The organism is Paenibacillus sp. LC231 (assembly GCF_001860525.1).
GTDB lineage: Bacteria > Bacillota > Bacilli > Paenibacillales > Paenibacillaceae > Paenibacillus_AQ.
The window spans coordinates 26,122-43,709 of the sequence record NZ_JFOM01000011.1; the positions used below are offsets into that span (position 1 = coordinate 26,122).

The 17,588-nt window shown below is 47.6% G+C and carries 21 protein-coding genes and 1 tRNA gene; 19 read left to right on the top strand and 3 right to left on the bottom strand.

The features are described 5' to 3' along the window. The first annotated feature begins 495 nt into the window (after positions 1-495). The 5 genes from noc to AK95_RS07265 all read left to right on the top strand — a co-directional run bounded on the left by noc (position 496) and on the right by AK95_RS07265 (position 5,093). A complete protein-coding gene (gene noc, locus AK95_RS07245; protein ID WP_071219312.1) occupies positions 496-1,314 on the top strand; it encodes a nucleoid occlusion protein in 819 nt (272 codons plus the stop codon). Positions 1,315-1,573: 259 nt separating this feature from the next. Then, positions 1,574-2,335, top strand: a complete 762-nt coding sequence (locus AK95_RS07250; RefSeq protein ID WP_071219313.1) for a ParA family protein — start codon at positions 1,574-1,576, stop codon at positions 2,333-2,335. Next, positions 2,328-3,167: a ParB/RepB/Spo0J family partition protein gene (locus AK95_RS07255; RefSeq protein WP_071219314.1), complete on the top strand. Its 840-nt coding sequence runs from the start codon at positions 2,328-2,330 to the stop codon at positions 3,165-3,167. Before AK95_RS07250 ends, AK95_RS07255 begins: the two co-directional genes overlap by 8 nt. Positions 3,168-3,405: 238 nt before the next feature. Next, positions 3,406-4,554, top strand: a complete 1,149-nt coding sequence (locus tag AK95_RS07260; RefSeq protein WP_071219315.1) for an aminotransferase class V-fold PLP-dependent enzyme — start codon at positions 3,406-3,408, stop codon at positions 4,552-4,554. A gap of 38 nt (positions 4,555-4,592) precedes the next feature. After that, positions 4,593-5,093 (top strand): DUF4446 family protein, encoded by a 501-nt coding sequence (locus AK95_RS07265; protein WP_071219316.1) that lies wholly within the window; start codon positions 4,593-4,595, stop codon positions 5,091-5,093. Here AK95_RS07265 and yyaC read toward each other — a convergent pair. After that, entirely contained in the window at positions 5,068-5,673 is a 606-nt protein-coding gene (gene yyaC, locus AK95_RS07270; RefSeq protein WP_071219317.1) for a spore protease YyaC, read from the bottom strand. The two genes, AK95_RS07265 and yyaC, sit on opposite strands and share 26 nt — an antisense overlap. A 230-nt stretch (positions 5,674-5,903) precedes the next feature. On the opposite strand from yyaC, the gene AK95_RS07275 reads away from it, so the two are divergent. From AK95_RS07275 to AK95_RS07305, 7 genes are all read left to right on the top strand, one after another. After that, positions 5,904-6,188: a putative Se/S carrier protein gene (locus tag AK95_RS07275; RefSeq protein ID WP_475485670.1), complete on the top strand. Its 285-nt coding sequence runs from the start codon at positions 5,904-5,906 to the stop codon at positions 6,186-6,188. Positions 6,189-6,204: 16 nt separating this feature from the next. Further along, positions 6,205-7,101 (top strand): mechanosensitive ion channel family protein, encoded by an 897-nt coding sequence (locus AK95_RS07280; RefSeq protein ID WP_071219318.1) that lies wholly within the window; start codon positions 6,205-6,207, stop codon positions 7,099-7,101. A gap of 73 nt (positions 7,102-7,174) precedes the next feature. Continuing rightward, the gene (locus tag AK95_RS07285; RefSeq protein WP_071219319.1) at positions 7,175-7,396 is read left to right on the top strand and encodes a DUF951 domain-containing protein; all 222 of its coding nucleotides are present in this window, start codon (positions 7,175-7,177) and stop codon (positions 7,394-7,396) included. 106 nt (positions 7,397-7,502) lie between these two features. Next, positions 7,503-7,593: transfer RNA gene (locus AK95_RS07290), tRNA-Ser, on the top strand. A 156-nt stretch (positions 7,594-7,749) separates the two neighbouring features. Then, entirely contained in the window at positions 7,750-8,790 is a 1,041-nt protein-coding gene (locus tag AK95_RS07295; RefSeq protein ID WP_071219320.1) for a tyrosine-type recombinase/integrase, read from the top strand. Position 8,791: 1 nt separating this feature from the next. Further along, a complete protein-coding gene (locus AK95_RS07300; RefSeq protein WP_071219321.1) occupies positions 8,792-9,541 on the top strand; it encodes a helix-turn-helix domain-containing protein in 750 nt (249 codons plus the stop codon). Between the two features lie 250 nt (positions 9,542-9,791). Beyond that, on the top strand, positions 9,792-10,058 hold the full coding sequence (locus AK95_RS07305; RefSeq protein ID WP_071219322.1) for a helix-turn-helix domain-containing protein: 267 nt from the start codon (positions 9,792-9,794) through the stop codon (positions 10,056-10,058). 57 nt (positions 10,059-10,115) lie between these two features. On the opposite strand, the gene AK95_RS07310 is transcribed toward AK95_RS07305, so the two are convergent. Both AK95_RS07310 and AK95_RS35125 read right to left on the bottom strand, forming a co-directional pair. Further along, on the bottom strand, positions 10,116-10,334 hold the full coding sequence (locus AK95_RS07310) for a hypothetical protein (RefSeq protein WP_235613042.1): 219 nt from the start codon (positions 10,332-10,334) through the stop codon (positions 10,116-10,118). Continuing rightward, entirely contained in the window at positions 10,321-10,632 is a 312-nt protein-coding gene (locus tag AK95_RS35125) for a helix-turn-helix domain-containing protein (protein WP_201259364.1), read from the bottom strand. The genes AK95_RS07310 and AK95_RS35125 overlap by 14 nt, the downstream gene beginning before the upstream one ends. 78 nt (positions 10,633-10,710) lie before the next feature. Between AK95_RS35125 and AK95_RS07320 the strand changes: the two genes are divergently transcribed. The 7 genes from AK95_RS07320 to AK95_RS07360 all read left to right on the top strand — a co-directional run bounded on the left by AK95_RS07320 (position 10,711) and on the right by AK95_RS07360 (position 17,563). Then, the gene (locus AK95_RS07320; protein WP_071219324.1) at positions 10,711-11,025 is read left to right on the top strand and encodes a hypothetical protein; all 315 of its coding nucleotides are present in this window, start codon (positions 10,711-10,713) and stop codon (positions 11,023-11,025) included. 1,815 nt (positions 11,026-12,840) lie between these two features. Further along, the gene (locus AK95_RS07330) at positions 12,841-14,046 is read left to right on the top strand and encodes a hypothetical protein (RefSeq protein ID WP_071219326.1); all 1,206 of its coding nucleotides are present in this window, start codon (positions 12,841-12,843) and stop codon (positions 14,044-14,046) included. A gap of 14 nt (positions 14,047-14,060) precedes the next feature. Then, the gene (locus tag AK95_RS07335; RefSeq protein ID WP_071219327.1) at positions 14,061-14,945 is read left to right on the top strand and encodes a hypothetical protein; all 885 of its coding nucleotides are present in this window, start codon (positions 14,061-14,063) and stop codon (positions 14,943-14,945) included. An 80-nt stretch (positions 14,946-15,025) separates the two neighbouring features. Then, complete coding sequence (locus tag AK95_RS07340) at positions 15,026-15,250, top strand: helix-turn-helix domain-containing protein (RefSeq protein ID WP_071219328.1); 225 nt, start codon at positions 15,026-15,028, stop codon at positions 15,248-15,250. Between the two features lie 703 nt (positions 15,251-15,953). Continuing rightward, entirely contained in the window at positions 15,954-16,376 is a 423-nt protein-coding gene (locus tag AK95_RS33810) for a cold-shock protein (protein WP_083397553.1), read from the top strand. Next, positions 16,376-17,143 (top strand): hypothetical protein, encoded by a 768-nt coding sequence (locus tag AK95_RS07355; RefSeq protein WP_071219330.1) that lies wholly within the window; start codon positions 16,376-16,378, stop codon positions 17,141-17,143. The genes AK95_RS33810 and AK95_RS07355 overlap by 1 nt, the downstream gene beginning before the upstream one ends. A 3-nt stretch (positions 17,144-17,146) precedes the next feature. Continuing rightward, entirely contained in the window at positions 17,147-17,563 is a 417-nt protein-coding gene (locus tag AK95_RS07360) for a hypothetical protein (RefSeq protein ID WP_071219331.1), read from the top strand. Positions 17,564-17,588 lie beyond the last annotated feature (25 nt).

Here is a 17,588-nt window from a genome sequence, read left to right on the forward strand (position 1 = left end):
TTTGGACAGAAGGGCCGGTTTGCCCGTTCTTTAATTGGATGAAAGAGTATAAATCCTGGTTTGGTCACTTTTCCATCCTTGCTTCGTGCAGTCAACAACTTTGATCGTTGTGGCTGCTGTTTTTTGGAAGGTACCATGCCATCCCATGGGATCATGGCCTTAAGCGAAATAGAAAAAGATATATACCACTTGTGAGATATCGATCGATCGTAAGCATCATGATAAAACCTCCTGTTATATCTCTCAAGAAGCAACCGCTTCATGCAGCGGTTTGATCAGAGAAATACGGCAATGATCACCATAGGCGTTTTTCTCCGATCAGCATGAAATTTGTTTTTGCAGGGAAATGCCTGGCACCACAGTGGATTCTATCGCCAATGGATGGTTGGACTATCCGTGTATGACTCCATGTTGTGGTTTTCCAATCGAATAACCGATTCCGGGATATTCGGAGGCTTATCCGTGCTATCATGAAATTAGGTGGTAATATACGGAATGAAAGAACAATTTTCGAGATTGTTTGGCTTAGCGGCAGAGCGGAACCAAGGGGATGAAGTGAAACAAATCCCGGTAAACGAGGTTGTCAGCAGCCCATACCAGCCACGGACGATTTTTGATGACGAGAAGATTGATGAATTACTTCAGACAATTAAAACCCATGGAGTCATTCAACCTATTGTCGTTCGTGTCCGAAATGGCATGTATGAGATCATTGCAGGGGAACGCCGCTGGCGTGCGGTTAAGAAGCTGGGTCTGGACACGATTCCGGCCATTGTTCGGGAGTTCAACGATTCACAAGCTGCCTCCATTGCGTTAATCGAGAATCTGCAGCGTGAAGGCCTTACTTCGATTGAAGAGGCAGTGGCTTATCAGAAGTTGATTGATCTTCATCAATTGACGCAAGAGAGCTTGGCACAGCGGCTAGGCAAAAGCCAGTCCACGATTGCAAACAAGATTCGTTTGCTGCAGCTGCCGGAAGCAGTCAAGGTGGCATTGATGGAACGCAAGGTGACGGAACGCCATGCGCGTGCGCTGCTTTCATTGGATAATGAAGAAACCCAGCTTAAAGTGCTGGACGAGATCATTACCAAGGAACTGAATGTGAAGCAGACAGAGGCACGAATCGCCTTTTATAAAGAAGTAACAACAATGAAGAAGGCGAAGCGTATATCGTACAGCAAGGATGTTCGCCTGGCTCTGAACACGATCCGCCAATCGATCGATATGGTCTCAGGTTCGGGGATGGCTATTAAAACAACGGAGAATGATCATGAAGATCACTATGAAATCGTTATAAAAATACCTAAACGTTAAGATATGGTGTGAAGCGGTATGCATCGTACCGCTTTTTCTGTTGATCAAGAGATAATGCTCTGCAGCGGTCTATGTTGCTTAACGAAGAGTTTTGGTTTGATGTTGCAGATGAGAAACATGTATTACTCATTTTCATCGCCGCTATATCCTGGGCATCCCGAAAACACCGGGATCGTTCGCTTAATACATATACAGCCTGTTGCTGTATATCATCTATTGCGACTACTTAGAAGAGTCTTCCTACATTGAGGTGAAATGAGTGTCAAAGATAATTGCCATAGCAAATCAAAAGGGCGGTGTCGGTAAAACAACGACTTCCGTCAATCTGGGAGCTGGATTGGCTTCGCTTGGCAAACGGGTGCTTTTGGTGGATATTGACCCCCAAGGTAACACGACGAGTGGGGTTGGCATTAATAAAGCCGATGTTGCAAATTGCATTTACGATATTATCATCAATGAAGTACACCCGAAGGACGCCATCTGTGGGACTAACATCGAAGGCCTGGACATCATTCCGGCAACCATTCAATTGGCTGGTGCTGAGATTGAGCTTGTTCCTACGATATCCCGTGAAGTACGATTGAAGAAATCACTTCAATTAGTCAAACCCCAGTATGATTATATTTTGATTGATTGTCCTCCATCGCTTGGCATTTTAACGATTAATTCATTGACCGCAGCCGATTCCGTGATCATCCCGATTCAATGTGAATACTACGCACTCGAGGGTCTGAGTCAGCTGCTGAATACGGTTCGCCTTGTTCAGAAACATCTGAATACATCGCTTAAGATTGAAGGTGTATTATTGACGATGCTGGATGCGCGCACGAACTTGGGCATTCAGGTAATTGAAGAAGTGAAAAAGTATTTTCAGGAAAAAGTGTACAGAACGATTATACCTAGAAATATTCGTTTGAGTGAAGCACCATCTCATGGACAGTCGATCATTACTTATGATCCTCGATCTAAGGGAGCGGAAGTATACTTGGAGCTGGCAAAGGAAGTGATCTCGTATGAGTAAACGATTGGGAAAAGGGCTGGATGCGCTTATTCCATCTTTGTCTATTCATGATGATGACAAGGTAGTGGAAATTCCGCTTAGTCAATTGCGAGCGAATCCGTATCAGCCGCGCAAGACATTTAACGATGAGGCTATCCAGGAGTTGGCGGAATCGATCCGCCAGCATGGAGTTATCCAACCGATTATCGTCCGCAGTGTGCTGAAAGGGTATGAGATTATTGCCGGGGAGCGCAGATTCCGGGCGTCTCAATATTGCGGCAAAGCAACGATACCGGCAGTGGTTCGATCTTTCAGCGATCAACAAGTCATGGAGATTGCCCTGATCGAGAACCTGCAGCGGGAGAACCTGAACGCCATGGAGATTGCTGTAGCTTACCAAGGTTTGATGGAACAATTTTCCTTAACCCAAGAAGAACTGTCATTGAAGGTGGGTAAGTCTCGTTCACACATTGCTAACTTTTTGCGGTTGCTGTCTCTGCCTGAAGAAGTGAAGGACAATGTTTCACGTGGAACATTATCCATGGGACATGCCCGGGCGATCGTTGGAATTAAGGATCCCATTCTTGTTAAACAGTTGGCAAAACAGTGTGTGGAGCAAGAGTGGAGTGTCCGTGAATTAGAGGAAGCGGTTAAGAATCTGGATCGCAAACCAACGGATAAAGCAAAACCTAAGGTTAAGAATAGAGATCCTTATATCGATCATCTGGAAGAGGGTCTGAGAGAACGTTTTAAAACGACGGTCAAAATTAAGCACAATAAGGATAAAGGGAAAATTGAGCTTAATTACTATAGTAAACAGGACCTGGAGCGGTTGTTGGAACTTCTTCAATAAAAGAGCTGTGGTTCTGTTGAAGAAGAAACTATCATGCGTGACGGGTTGAATTACAAATGGTTGAACAGCAAATGAGTGCGATTAAAAACCAAAGACATGTCGACGTTCCTGTAAGGGGAATGAGATATGTCTTTATTTAACTAAACATGAAGCCACGGCCTTGATACTCCGAACTTGAAGATATTTGGATATATCCTGTTAAGAGACACCAATACGGCAAAGATGAAGGTGAAGTATCATGGACCCGATCGTTTATCTGGATCATGCAGCCACTTCGTGGCCAAAGCCGCCTGAAGTATTTGAGGCGATGAGAAAGGCGATGGAAGAGGCGGCTGCAAATCCGGGACGTGGGAGTCACCGGATGGCGGTGAAAGCTTCCCGTGTGCTCTATGGAACACGGAGGACGCTCGCAGACTTGTTTGGGGTAAAGAATCCTAATGATATTGCGCTGACATCGAATACAACAGAAGCGTTGAACTTAGCGATCAAAGGGTATTTGCGTGAAGGCGATCATGTGATTGCTACCATGATTGAACATAATTCAGTGCGCAGACCGTTAGAGTATTTGAAACGCACCCGAGGGGTACAAGTAGACTATATTCCTGTCGATGAGGAAGGTCAGCTTGATGTGCAACTAATAGAGGGAGCTTTTCGTTCTAATACTAGGCTTGTTGTGTGTAGTCACAGCTCCAACCTTCTTGGTTCAATCATTCCTCTCGTTGAAATCGGTGAACTGGTGAAGAGAAAAGGGGCTGTACTGCTCGTAGATGCTGCCCAGAGTGCCGGTATGCTGGATATTCATGTGGAGGCGATGCATGTAGGCATGTTGGCTTTTCCGGGGCATAAAGGGCTTCTGGGGCCGCAAGGAACAGGCGGGTTGTATATCTCGCCTGATATTGATCTGGAACCATTACTGCACGGAGGCACAGGGAGTCAATCAGAGGCTATTGAACAGCCGACGGTACGTCCGGATCGATATGAGGCAGGGACGCCTAACACGATTGGATATGCGGGACTGCAAGCGGGTGTGAAGAAGGTGCTTGAATGGACACCGCAGCATATTTACCAGCACGAATGGGAGCTAACCCAATATATGATTGAGGGTCTGCAAGAGGTAGAAGGCCTTCGTATATTAGGTCCTGCACTTGGTCAAGCGAGGACAGGTATCGTAGCTTTTGTGTCAGAGCGATACAGCGCGTCTGAGTTAGCTTTTCGACTGGACCGGGAATATGGGATTGCCGTGCGTGCTGGTTATCATTGCACACCGCTTGCTCATATGGCATCAGGCACGGAACAGACAGGTGCAGTCAGAGCAAGTGTGGGGATATCTACTAGCCGTGACGAAGTAGAGCTCATACGAAAGGCGATTGCAGAAATTCATAGATAATCAAATAGATCAAGATGGAGAAGAGGAAGGAAGAAAGCATGTCTGAATTAAATGAATTGATCATGGAGCAGCTTCATTGGTTTGTCGTCGGAATGGTCATGATCATCTTGATCTTATGGGTAACTTTAATTGTTCAAGGGACAAAACTGCGTAAAATGAAGCGTCGTTATGATGCGATGATGGCAGGCAGTGGGGTAGAAGATATCGAATCGCTGTTGGTCCAACTGAAAATCCAGATGGATGAGATTGAAGAGGGCCATGCCCATCATCAAGAAATGCTGGATACAATCAGCGGCAGTTTGAAAGGAATGAAGTCCAAGGTTGGTATCGTACGATACAATGCGTTTGGGGAGCGGGGGAACGAAATGAGCTTCTCCCTGGCTATTCTCAGTGAACAAGAGGAAGGGATTGTGCTGACCGGTCTGCATAACCGGGAGAGCTCCTATGTGTACGCTAAACCACTGAAGGATGGGCAGTCCAAATATCCATTATCTCCGGAAGAAAAGGAGGCCGTCACTCTTGCGCTGCAAGAAGGGTAGAACGGTTCCACTCTTTAATGCCTGCAAATAGGCAGGTTGCAATAATATCAGACAACCGCATGACCAAGCTTAAGCGAGTGTTCTGCAATACGAAGTATTCCATAAAGCCGCCGACATTGACGATGCCCGTTATGTGGATATCGCCGACCGGCGGTAATTCTTTATGTACGCCAGCTCCGGGCTTTAGAGGTCCATCGGATATTTGAATAGAGCCTACACTTGATGACTGCCCCAGACACGCATCAATGCCGATCACAAAAGGGTTGTCGAATTTTTCATATATCGCCGTTAGCGTATCCTTCAGATTCATGGCGTGGACAGGCTCGTCCAGTGTACCGTAGAGATGAAACAGAGGACTGTTGTAGCGTGCAAGTGAGGTGCCGACAAGGGGTCCCAGACAATCGCCGGTAGACCGGTCGGTACCGATGCAGACAATGACAAGCGGACGATGCTGAATACGGGCGTCAGAGAGATGGAAGAGCAAGCGATGTATAATAGCAGAATGGATATTAGGGTCCGTGTGTGGTATTTTTAAGCTGGAAGCCTCCGGGCGAGACGTGATTTTAGATAGACGGTTCATAGAATCTTCCTTTCGTCTGCATTTGGTAGTATCAGTATATGGATGAAAGACTGTTTTTATACTTTGGGATTCGCTTAAAATGTGATTTAAATTCAACTCGGACAGAAGAATGTTCTCAGGATAAGGAATGTGCTTGGGCAGAATGAGGTATATGAATATACTTGATCTATGAAAAGGTTTATATAAAACTCTTAATCATTGGGAATGATGGTGAGAAGAAATAAGAGGAAATGATAGCCATGATGGAGGGGGACGGGGCAGTGGAAGGCGCGATGTTGATCGCATTTGATTCCACCCAGCAGGCGCTGCGTGCAGAAATGCTGCTGGAGTACGCGGATATCGAAATTGATCTTTTTCCTACACCAAAAGAGATTACGGCTGGCTGTGCATTATCGATTCAATTCCCCCCTGATGCGTTAAATGATGTTCAAGCGATCATCCGACAGGAGCGTGTGGAGATCCGGGGCATCTTTGCGTTGGATAACAACGAGAAGTATATCAACATCGAAGAGTAAGGGGAGGACATCAGGGATGAGGGGCTTTAGTTACTTATCTGGGGAAAAAGATGGAGTAGACTTGGGTAGTTTGACTAAGGAGGCTAAGGGTTTGAAAGATCAGATATGGAGATGGTTAACGAATGAAGAGATGTGGATGAATATCCTGTCATCCGGCATTCGCGTCATTATCATTTTTATTCTGACGCGTCTCGTAATACGAGTTGTGTATAAGATGATTGATCAGTTTCTCCTTAGGCAGGAGAAGAGCCGAATTCAAGTGAACTCAAGACGGTTTGTCACGGTAGGGGAGTTGCTAAAAAATGTAACCTCTGTTGTGTGTAACTTTGTTATGATTTTGATCATTCTCTCAGAGTTCAACTTCAAGCTAGGACCACTGTTAGCCGGTGCCGGGGTACTTGGTCTTGCCATAGGTTTTGGTGCACAGAGTTTAGTGAAGGATGTTATTACCGGATTCTTCATTATATTCGAGGATCAATTTGCAGTAGGCGACGTAATCAAGAGTGGTGAGTACCGGGGAACGGTTGAAATGATCGGACTTCGCACATCGCGAGTTAAGGGATTGAATGGGGAGACCTATATTATTCCGAACGGAATGATTACCAGCGTCACGAATTACTCCCTTTCCAATTCATTAGCCATTGTAGATTTACCCGTAAAGAACGACCAGCAGGTGAAGGATACGATTACGCTGATTCAGTCGGCCCTTACGGGAATCATGGACCGTCGCCCAGAGGTGCAGCGGACACCGGATGTGTTAGGAATTCAGTCATTAAATACTTCTGAATATGTTGTTCGTATTGTTGCCGAATGCAACCCCAATGCAAGAGAGTATGTGGAGCGCCAGATATTTACGGATATTAAACAGGCTATTGAAGAACGGGATATGGGACAAGAACGCGTTCAGGCTTGATCTAATCGGTTATCCAATGATATATAATAGATAGAAGTAATAGAAGTAATAGAAGTAAAAGGGAGCGATAGCCATGGAGCGCAAGGTATTTCAGTTAGGGGATATCGTTCAGATGAAGAAGCCTCATCCCTGTGGAAATAATGAGATGGAGATTATTCGCATGGGGATGGATATTCGGATCAAATGTACCAAGTGTCAGCATAGCGTGTTGATCCCCCGTGTAAAGTTTGAGAAGAATATGAAGAAGGTTTTGCGTTCGGCTCAGGAGACGGAAGGGGCGGGAGATACACCGTAATATCTCCTCTCCTAAGCGTTCCAAGCGGTCAATGAAATCCAAGGAACAGTGAGATCGACAAGCTATTGACCAGACAATGTTTCCATGATATAATCAATTCTGCTGTGGAAAGGTACCCAAGAGGCCCAAGGGGGCTGACTCGAAATCAGCTAGGCGTCGCAAGGCGTGCGTGGGTTCGAATCCCACCCTTTCCGCCACCAATCGTTTTTACCCGTCATTACGCGGTTTACAATACGATATGTGATGCGCAAGCTGTTCGAAATACATACGTTAGAGCGCTAGCTGATTACGAAGCGCCTAACTGATTCCGGAATACTCTCTACGTGATATCGCGTAGGGGGTATTTTTTCGTTATGGATAAAAGAACCGGTCGTAGAACGGTAGGCACGCGGCAACCAATCGTTAACGTAGCCTTGCCGTCTTATACGCTACAGGAAGCCGTCGATTTCGTCGTTAAGATTAAGCGCGCCAACAATCTAAAGGAGCGAACGATTAGCGGTTACATACAGAATATGAATTACTTTATCGAATGGGTTACGGAGAGGTATGGCGAAATAACAATCCGTGAGGTAACTGCCGATCTATTACGCGAGTATGTTTTATGGTGCGCGACGGATAAGGAATACTACGCCGGCCATCCGTTTAAAGCGGAGTACGAGAAAGGGAAGCTCGGGTTATCGCCAGCATCGGTAAACGTCCGTATCCGCGTGTTAAAGACATTCTTTGCGGTACTGCATGAAGAGGAGGTTATCGATCGGAATCCGGCTGCTAACGTCTCCCTAATGCGCCAGGATGTCGATACTGTTATGCCGCTTAGTGACGATGAGCTGCGTCGCTTTATGAAGGCGCCAGACCAACGACAATGGGCGCAATGGAGGGATTCCGTCATCATGACGCTTATCCTGGATACCGGCCTCAGACTCGGTGAAATATGTGCGCTAGAAAAGCCGGAGATTGACTTCGTTAAAAAGTCGATTACATTGCCGGCATCGAAGAATAAGAATCGTAAATCGAGGACGTTACCTCTATCGACAGAGACGGCGCGCCTATTAAAGCAGCTTATTGCAGAAACGGAACGCAACTTCAACACTACATATGTATTTACTACTAACTACGGCGAACAGTTGAGCGAGAAGACGATACAGAAGTCATTCGATAATTACGCGGAAAGGGCGAAGCTAGGACGGACGGTATCGCCGCATGTGTTGCGTCATAACTTCGCGACAATGGCCGCAGAGAACGGGATGTCGATATTCCACCTGCAGAAGCTCATGGGACATGCTGACATCGCGACAACGCGTAAGTACGTCCAAATTAGCGAGGGCAGCCTGGCGGAAGAGCATAAGCGGTGCAGTCCGTTAACGCGCCTGACAAGCCGTAAGGGAGGCCGTTGATATGACGAAGCCATCTGGCGGCATTGTCCGCGTATCTAAACGGGACAGCGGCTATACGATACTGGACCCGTTCTTCTTATCGGACGAGCGTCTAACGTGGAAGGCGAAGGGGCTGCTTGCGTATCTCCTGTCTAAGCCGTCAAACTGGCGAGTTTATATCGGCGACCTGGTGAAGCGGTCAAAGGACGGACGTGACGCCGTATATTCCGCGATAAAGGAACTAGAGATCTGCGGATATGTCGAGCGCCGGCAAACGCGCGATGAAGCGAACCGAATAACCGGAATGGAAACGGTAATCTATGAGCGGCCGATTATCGACGATCCAGATCCGGACTTACCACATACGGATATTCCGGACGTGGAAAAACCGAAGACGGAGAAACCGACACAAGTTATTAATGATTTAAGTATTAATGACTCTAAAAGAGAAATAGATAAGAGCGACAACGATGCTATTTTACACGCGCTGGCTAAAGCATTACGCAAGCTGCCGCTAAACGATACCGCAAGCCTATACGACCACTATTTCGAGGATACTTACGCGATGCTGACGCGTAGATTTAGCGGTCAACTAGAGGCGGATGTCATTGCGCTGGCTGCCGATCGGTATTTCACGAAGGCCGTTGATCTGCGGACGGGATTGCCGAATCCTAGCGTTTATTCTCCGGTGGGAGTATTTCACGATGCTTATTCGGAGGCGCTAGCGGAGTGGAGAGCGGCCCAATATAAGCGAAGTGCGGGCGGTGCATAAGTCGCATCGTGAGCGGAATAGTACTCCGGCCATCCTCGTGCGTGATCCGGCGTCTATCTGCGTCAGTCTGCGTCCAGTTGCGTTTACGCTTCGTTTGCGTTGCGCGAGTGGAAGAGGGTACTGCGGTGTTATGTGATTACCTTATTTTTCCGCGAGACAGGCCGATTAGAGCGTGTTAATATCGGTTGCGACGTCGATTCGCACGCGAAAATAGACGTCAATAATTACGATCATGACGCGGAGGACTAAAATGAGGATTGACGCAGAGACTAGAAGAAGAGAAGGGCAACGTTTGGCTGCAGGAGAAGTGACAGTAGAAGAAATCGCGAAGAAATACAACAGGGATAAATCAACTGTCCGTGGCTGGAGGAGAGACGCAGAAAACATAGCGGAGGAATTGTCCGTAGGTACCGGTAGTAATGAAGTACATAAACTACGCAAAGAAAATGCACAATTAAAGGGACAGGTGCAGTCTTTACTTAAGACTGTAACGCAGTTAGCGTTGAATCAGAAATAAGTATGTAAAATAAAAAAGACCGATCGCCCATCATCCGGGTTAGCGGTCTTTTCTTCGTTATATTCGTTTAAACATCGCAGTATCCCTGCTATAGTGTGTCCTGCAGCCGGTATCAACGTTCCGTACACGTACATAATCGGCCGTATACCGATCGATAAATCCGCGTTCAGCTTCGACGTAAACGCCTGCCGGATCTTCTTCCCAAACAGATACCAGCGATTCCGATAAGGCAGCCGCGAAGAAATGGACGTCCATCGATAGATCACGCGTTATCATTCGTATCATCCTCTATGTATTCGATAAGGTCGCCAGGCTTAACCTGTAATCCCCGACACAAGCCCTCTAAGGTATCATAGTCAATTCTTTTAGTCGCATTACCGGCCAACGATGTGATTGTATTACGACTTACTCCTGTTAGATTCACAACCTCTTTATTGCTCAATCCACGTTCTTTCATAATATCACCAAGCCTACAACGAATAGCCACAAAGATTCCTCCAAAGAAAATACGCACAACATGTTGACATACAGACGAAAACAGGGTATCATTGGAATCAGCACAACATGTTGACATATTGAAATGTTGACTTCTTATACTAATACGTCCATGTTATCAAAACGTTTCAGAATATTCAATTAGGAGGATTCAACTATGACAACATCTTATTCAATCGAAGTTATTCCCGCAGACGGTTCGCCATCCCATATCGTAAACATTAATCTCGCTACATATCCGGTAGGCTACCGCTATTCCCGTCGTATCGACCGTTTTATCCTCGTATGGAAGCCGGAGAACAAGCGTAAGCAAGAAATCGACGTTCCTATCCGTGTTCTCGCGTTGACATTGCCGGAAACATTCGCAAGCATCTGCAACGGATTTACCGCCGGTTGCGTCGAGGTGACGGAAGCAGAGTTACGGGATCTTGGCTTTTACGTGGAGGTGACTCATAATGCAAGCAACGCTTAACAACGGGTTATCACGTACACAGCGCGCAGCAACTCGCCGGACAAGCCGCAAGACTCAGCGTTACCTAATTCGCGGCCTGGCGTGGTTTATCGCAATGATAATTCGGGAGGTGCTGGCGTGATTCTCGAACGTGTTCCGTTACTGCTCGTCTACACGCCGCAAGAATCCGAGTTCGTTGACGCAACCATCGTACATACCGCGCCATTGACTGCTATGTATACCGTTGACGGTGCGTTGTGGATCGCCAGAATCGCGCCTCAACACGACCACTACGTCTGGTCCGGAGGCTATTCCGGAGATCCGCGCCAGGCTCGAGAGTACCAGCGCGTTATCGTTCCTTTGCCGCGATGTTCTAGATACCGGCGTGGACGTTGAATTTTCGTTATGATTTCGCTCCCCGATGAGGCCAGTCGCTCGAACGGCTGATGATTCACATGCGGAGGGGAGATCGGATATGTGACCTGGACAGGTTAAACGTAAGGCTACGCACCTACCGGCGGCAACCGGTTAGGAACTCCATGCGTGGTTAAATCGCTTGGATGGCGCCAAACATTCAGGTGATCAGTTACATTCGCGATATTTGAGGGGCGCCAAACTCTCACCGGAAGATATCGCATGATTCTCGCTAACAGGCTGAGCGGGAAGGCAATTGCGGATGGAGGCGGCAACCTTCGTCCGCTTTTGTTATGTAGTACGGTCGAACATATGTTTGGTTTCAAAAAGTTTTAAGTTGTTTTCCGGAAAATGTAGGTATGTGAACGGGGAAAAATTTAACGATGTGGTGTACGGTCCTGCCGATCGCGGTGATAGAGTGAGCGCATTAATTTTCGCCAAGGTGTGCGAAACGATTCCGTAGCATTCTATATTACGGTATAACGCGAAAATTTAGCAACGAGTGAAGGCACGGAAAATTTATCGCCAGGACGTACGGAATCGCAATTTAGATTGTCTAGGTGTATGTAGGCGGAAATAATTTCGCGAATCTTGTGCGAAGTCGGATGCGGGAGGGAGCAGTAACAGTGGCGGCCCTTTCCTATCAGATACTTGTTCTTATTAAAACATCTTTGTTAAGAGTAGCAGGACATGCGTACAACGTGGATGAGAGTAAAGACACAACAGAAATCGCGCTAAGTCAGATGGGGATTTACGACGAAATGTGTAGGATTCGGGCTTGTGCCGATCTTCTTACAGAGGGTTTACTATGTGGGCTAGGGAGACTTATTCAAACGAGGGTTGAGCCTGTTCTAAGACTCTACGACCAAGTTACGGAGGCTAATCACCGAAAGGCGGCAAGGTTAATCGATAAGAAAATCCCGCGCAGTGTCATAAAGGCATACGGAGTGATGTCTAAAATTGAAGAAGCAATCCAGCTAGAAAAGGAAAAGGTTTTAACATCATAAGGTGCGCGTGTTGCTACTCCATTCCGTTATCACTTTTTACTACGTTCCTTATAGGATAGCGCGAGAAAACCCAGCAATGACGCGGCTTTTCAGACACGTTTAGCACTTTTTTGTGATAACCGTTTCCGACGCGATTGCCCTTTATCGCGGAAGGTGAGGAACGAAGTGACGAAAGCCCTTAACTCCGGGAAAGATCGCCCGTCGTTCCGAGTCCGCTAAAGCGTCCACGGGTCATATCAAATTCTATCGCGAACAAATGTGTTATCGGATATACGAATCACTGCGGGTAAGCCATGGAGCGATCCCAAGACGTATCTCATGTAGGCAGTATTATAGAAGGCGCGCTAGTCTTTAACGAAGTCACACGAAAAGAAGTCGCTTGGAGTAGTAGCACCAAATTTAAGGAGGCGGTCATATGACACAAGTAACGGTAATTGACTCGATAATGGGAAGCGGAAAAACATCGTGGGCGATCCAGCATATCAATGAAGCGCCGGCGCAGGAACGTTTCATCTATATTACACCGTACCTGGACGAGATATCGCGGATTAAAGGGGCGGTCACCTCGCGACGATTTATCGAACCGAACAACCGGAATCATGCGCGGAAGAAGATGCATAGTCTCAAGGCTTGCATTGCGTCGGGTGACGATATTGCGGCTACTCACTCGCTATTTCAGACGGCGGACGAGGAGATGACCGAACTACTTACCGGGGCTGGTTACACGCTTATACTTGACGAAGTCATGGACGTGATCGAGGCGGTGAACATTAGCCGCGCTGACATTCAGACGCTTCTGAAATCTGAACGAATAAAAGTCGAGGACAACCGCGTCATATGGGCCGACGAAGGGATCACCGAGACGCGCTTCAACGATATTAAGTATCTCGCCAAGGCCGGCAATCTCTTTTGTCATCGGGACAACTTCTTTATATGGACGTTCCCGCCCGCGATTTTTAACGCCTTCGATCGCGTCATCGTCATGACGTATCTATTTGACGGACAACTCCAGCGGTACTATTACGATCTGCACGGTATTAGTTACGAGTACAAGTCCGTTAGAAATGCGGAGGGCGGTCGTTATGCGTTGGCGGATTATTGCCGCAAAAACGAAAGACGAGAAGACGTTATCCGCTTGATCGATATACACAGGGGGCCGATGAACTCAGTTGGCGATATGCATAATGCGTTTAGTAGCAGTCGATTCAGCTTTTACAGTGCAGATGTTTTCGCGCAAGTCAAACGGAATCTCAACAACTTTTTTCGTAATATATGCGGTGCCGCAAGTCACGAGATTTTATGGACGACTAAAAAGGATTATCGGTCGCGGCTAAGCGGAAAGGGGTATACGAAGTCGTTCCTTCATTGTAACGCGAGAGCAACGAATGAGTATGCGGATCGATGGGCGCTTGCATATGTGTTTAACCGGTACATGCATCCGTACGAGAGTGTGTTCTTTCAGGATAGGGGGATACCGATTAATCAAGACCTACTCGCGGTGTCCGACTTGCTTCAATGGATATGGCGGTCGCGTATCCGGAAAGGTGAGCCAGTCAACTTGTATCTACCATCCAGCCGTATGCGTTCGTTATTAATCGCATGGAGCAAGTATGAAATATAACAGGAGGGGTTCAGTTGAGAAAAACGTGTGAAATGTACCCGAATGGAAAGACAGCCGACTATAAACGACACGTTAGAATCCCGATATCATTACGGATCCAGGTCGCGGATAAGCAGAAGGATGCCGCCCGGGCGTATTACAACGGTACTCACATCGGAGGCGACGGCAAGTTCCCGACATTAACGGAGTGTTCACGTCTCGAGCGCCTGGCCGATTATATTCTTGCGGATGACCACCTACTCGGCCTAACGATATTGCGCGATCCCTACGACATGCCGCGTGACGAGGACGTCCATATCCCGCCAGGTGAAGGCGCCATTACGTTTATGAATGAGCGTGGTATCCGTATCTATTGCGAGGCAGATGCAGAAGCATTGGCGGACGGCGACCGGATTAAGGTTTGCCGGACGTGCCGATATGCGTTCAAAGATAAAAGCCGTGGCAAGACTAAGGTAGATTGTTCCGATGAATGCCGATCCGTCTATCAAAAGATGTGGCAGCGCGTTAAACGATATGGAACAACGGATCTAGAGGGCGAACGACGTCGGATGAAACTGGAATACCCGTTCTATAGCCCGAAGGAGATGGAGAGCCTGCAGGAAAGATCGGAGAGCGCGCACGGTAACTCGGATAAGGTAAGCCAGATGGAGGCCGCAAAGAAACGGAAGGACAAGCACGGGACTCGCCACGTGGTACAGCTCATAGATAAACGCGGAACAGAAGGAAATAAATATCTCGACGGTACGTACGGATGGCACAGCGATCGCAATAATTGGAAAGGAAGGGATTGCCCTATCTGGTGGGGGCCGGTCGTATCATATAACCTCGCGGATCAACCGCTAACTGAGAGGTTCGTAGAGAGTCGTCAAATACTTGAGGCTGTCAACATTTCGGCGTAAGGTGGGAAGGGAACACACGTTCCCGAATGTTTATTTTGACCTAATTGCGTTAAATCAAATTTAAAAGGGGGTTTGCTATTATGAACGGCATAGCGGTGCGAGGAATCCGGATTATGCTCGGTATGACACAAGCGGAGTTTGCCGATAAGTTGCGCATCAGTCAGTCGCTAATATCTGATGTTGAGAACGGTCGGCGCGGCGTGACGAGTAACCTTCGTGTACGGATCGCTCAGACATTCGGAACCGGTCCGGATATCATCCAGGCGATAGAGCGAGCGAAAGATTCAGATAAACTGGCGCTTTGATACGGCGTCTTTTATTTTTGCACTCATCGGTAAAAAGTTTAAAATATCCCAATTTAATTTTACAACGAAATCAAACGGGGGTCAAGACTTGGGGGACCAAATTTTAAAAAGAATCCAAACACTCGCCCGCAATCATTGCGCAGCCTTCACCGGTACCGACGGATGCCGATTCGAACCCAACGGCCAGACACGCTGCCAATGGTTTCGCGAAGACTCGCAGGCGCTACCGTTGATTGAGTCCGGTGATATGCGGTGCCTGGAATTTGAACGAGCAGTGCTGCCGACAAATCCCGACGATAGCCGAAACCTATTCAGATGATTAGAAAGTGAGGGCGAACATGACCGATTATAAAAGCGCTGCAAAAACGTGGTGCGAATTTTACCAGCCGGACCGGACTTGTGTACTTATGGACGAGCTGCAGTCGCAGTCGAATCCGATTTGTAAATGTTACCGACTGCCCGCGGAAGATTGTCGGTATCTACGATTGGTCGTGTTAAACGAAAAGGGGAAGAGACGAAATGATTAATGGGATTGTCGTAGATCGAGTCGAACCTGTCGGAAACTATCAAACGCGAGTGATATTGCGCAATGAGCGCGGAGAAAGTTTCGCAATTTTGTTCGGTGATTCGATAAGTACGAAATCCATGATATTCAGAGCGCTGCTGCTGGCGCCTACTAAATTTAAACGGGGGAATAAGCGAAATGACTAGAGTATGGAACGGTCTAAGCACGGAAGCAATGGCGGAGGTGTACGCGATGATTGAACCTACGGGCTATAAATCACCGGTCGCACCGCCGAAGCCTAAACGCAAATTAGTGAAGGAGGCACATGATTTAGGCAAGAGCATCGGTAAGGCTATCACAAGTGGAATAACGGAAGCGGCATCGCAGTTAGCGGAAAAGCGATTGACCGGCACTGTACTCAAATTCAATGATCCTAAAGGGTATGGGTTTGTCGAAGTTGATGGCACCGATGAGAAATTGTTCTTCCATATCAAAGAAACGGTCGAGCCGGGACTCATATGGCTTTCACGAAATGAACGTATCTCGTTCATTATCGGCGAGGACACAAAGGGTCGCAAGCAAGCCGAAAAAATAGTTCTAATCGAAGGGAGAAAACGCTAATGACTACAAAAAGTGTTTATATGCTACGCGAAATTGATAATAGCGAAGGCCACCATATGGCTGCCGAAAGCATTTACGATGTATCCGAGCAGGAAGCGACGAGGTTAATCGAAGCAGGCGCCGCCGTACCGACAAGTTTTCCGAAGCTAGATGGATTTGCACAATCCGTTGAGAGGTTAACCGTTCAGTATGACGACCTGGTTGATAAGATCGAAGCTAGCGGCACGCTCGGCGACTTGGAGAAGAAATTCCGGATCGTAGAGGCGCGCGACAACCTGACGGCCCGCATTGATAAACTGCGCAAGGACTACGAAGTTGAGGTAAAAGCGGAGTCTATGATCGCGGCCACCGATATGTTTAAAATGCCGAAGCCGTCCGAAGAGGCTACGCAATACGTTGAGGGCATTCTATCGCATATGCGCGCCGGCCACAGCGCTGAGACGGTTGTATCGCTCATCGAAACCGCGCTGCCGTCATTGTCACCGGAATATAAATCCGCGGTGCTGCAGCGATTACCAGAAATTAAGACGGAGGCCGGCAAAGACGCCAAGGCATTCGATAGGCTCGCGGCCAAACTATACGACAAGTCAACGCAGATAAAATACGATCAATTGAAGGCGTATGGCGCGCGTAACCCATTCACCGCATTCGACTTCATGCAGAGTTCGCACCGTACATTTAAACGGTCGTATCTGACTGCCGAGGATAAGGTAAAATACCAGGCCGAGCAGGAGCTAAAACGGGCTATGGCCGCGATGGAGGGATAGAGTATGGAATATTCGCAGGCAGATATTGCGGCGCTAACCGCACGCATAGACGAATTGTCGGCGCTGGTCAAACGCGATCTACTACGGCAGGCCGGTTACGAAGGACGTGACGTCGACCTGGCGTTGGAGTACGTCAAAGGGACCAGCGAACAAGAGATCCTCGAATCAATACGGACGCTAGGCGATGAGTTGCCGGTACTTGTGCGCGTGGCGATGAAAAAAGAGAAGACAATTCCGAACACATACGGTTACAACGGACCGCGTATGCGACCACGCCGAATTGACTTCGACGAGATTGGAACAGAAATGTTCGAGCGTGTCAAAGATAAAACACGAAACAATGGCGCCAGTGCTTCCGGCGTAGGTGCGCTAGATCCGTCTGAGTTCACAGAAAAACCAAAAGTTAAAAGATATCGCTAAAGGGCGGCCATCGGCTGTCTTTTTT

What these genes read in the sequence shown, in the direction of transcription:
- AK95_RS07355 (WP_071219330.1), top strand. Translation starts at nt 16,376, where the DNA reads ATGACTACAAAAAGTGTTTATATGCTACGCGAAATTGATAATAGCGAA.
- AK95_RS07340 (WP_071219328.1), top strand. Translation starts at nt 15,026, where the DNA reads ATGAACGGCATAGCGGTGCGAGGAATCCGGATTATGCTCGGTATGACA.
- noc (WP_071219312.1), top strand. Translation starts at nt 496, where the DNA reads ATGAAAGAACAATTTTCGAGATTGTTTGGCTTAGCGGCAGAGCGGAAC.
- AK95_RS07295 (WP_071219320.1), top strand. Translation starts at nt 7,750, where the DNA reads ATGGATAAAAGAACCGGTCGTAGAACGGTAGGCACGCGGCAACCAATC.
- AK95_RS35125 (WP_201259364.1), bottom strand. Translation starts at nt 10,632, where the DNA reads ATGTCAACATGTTGTGCTGATTCCAATGATACCCTGTTTTCGTCTGTA.
- AK95_RS07360 (WP_071219331.1), top strand. Translation starts at nt 17,147, where the DNA reads ATGGAATATTCGCAGGCAGATATTGCGGCGCTAACCGCACGCATAGAC.
- AK95_RS07320 (WP_071219324.1), top strand. Translation starts at nt 10,711, where the DNA reads ATGACAACATCTTATTCAATCGAAGTTATTCCCGCAGACGGTTCGCCA.
- AK95_RS07275 (WP_475485670.1), top strand. Translation starts at nt 5,904, where the DNA reads ATGATAGCCATGATGGAGGGGGACGGGGCAGTGGAAGGCGCGATGTTG.
- AK95_RS07285 (WP_071219319.1), top strand. Translation starts at nt 7,175, where the DNA reads ATGGAGCGCAAGGTATTTCAGTTAGGGGATATCGTTCAGATGAAGAAG.
- AK95_RS07280 (WP_071219318.1), top strand. Translation starts at nt 6,205, where the DNA reads ATGAGGGGCTTTAGTTACTTATCTGGGGAAAAAGATGGAGTAGACTTG.
- AK95_RS07260 (WP_071219315.1), top strand. Translation starts at nt 3,406, where the DNA reads ATGGACCCGATCGTTTATCTGGATCATGCAGCCACTTCGTGGCCAAAG.
- AK95_RS07310 (WP_235613042.1), bottom strand. Translation starts at nt 10,334, where the DNA reads ATGATAACGCGTGATCTATCGATGGACGTCCATTTCTTCGCGGCTGCC.
- AK95_RS07300 (WP_071219321.1), top strand. Translation starts at nt 8,792, where the DNA reads ATGACGAAGCCATCTGGCGGCATTGTCCGCGTATCTAAACGGGACAGC.
- AK95_RS07330 (WP_071219326.1), top strand. Translation starts at nt 12,841, where the DNA reads ATGACACAAGTAACGGTAATTGACTCGATAATGGGAAGCGGAAAAACA.
- AK95_RS07265 (WP_071219316.1), top strand. Translation starts at nt 4,593, where the DNA reads ATGTCTGAATTAAATGAATTGATCATGGAGCAGCTTCATTGGTTTGTC.
- AK95_RS33810 (WP_083397553.1), top strand. Translation starts at nt 15,954, where the DNA reads ATGACTAGAGTATGGAACGGTCTAAGCACGGAAGCAATGGCGGAGGTG.
- AK95_RS07255 (WP_071219314.1), top strand. Translation starts at nt 2,328, where the DNA reads ATGAGTAAACGATTGGGAAAAGGGCTGGATGCGCTTATTCCATCTTTG.
- yyaC (WP_071219317.1), bottom strand. Translation starts at nt 5,673, where the DNA reads ATGAACCGTCTATCTAAAATCACGTCTCGCCCGGAGGCTTCCAGCTTA.
- AK95_RS07305 (WP_071219322.1), top strand. Translation starts at nt 9,792, where the DNA reads ATGAGGATTGACGCAGAGACTAGAAGAAGAGAAGGGCAACGTTTGGCT.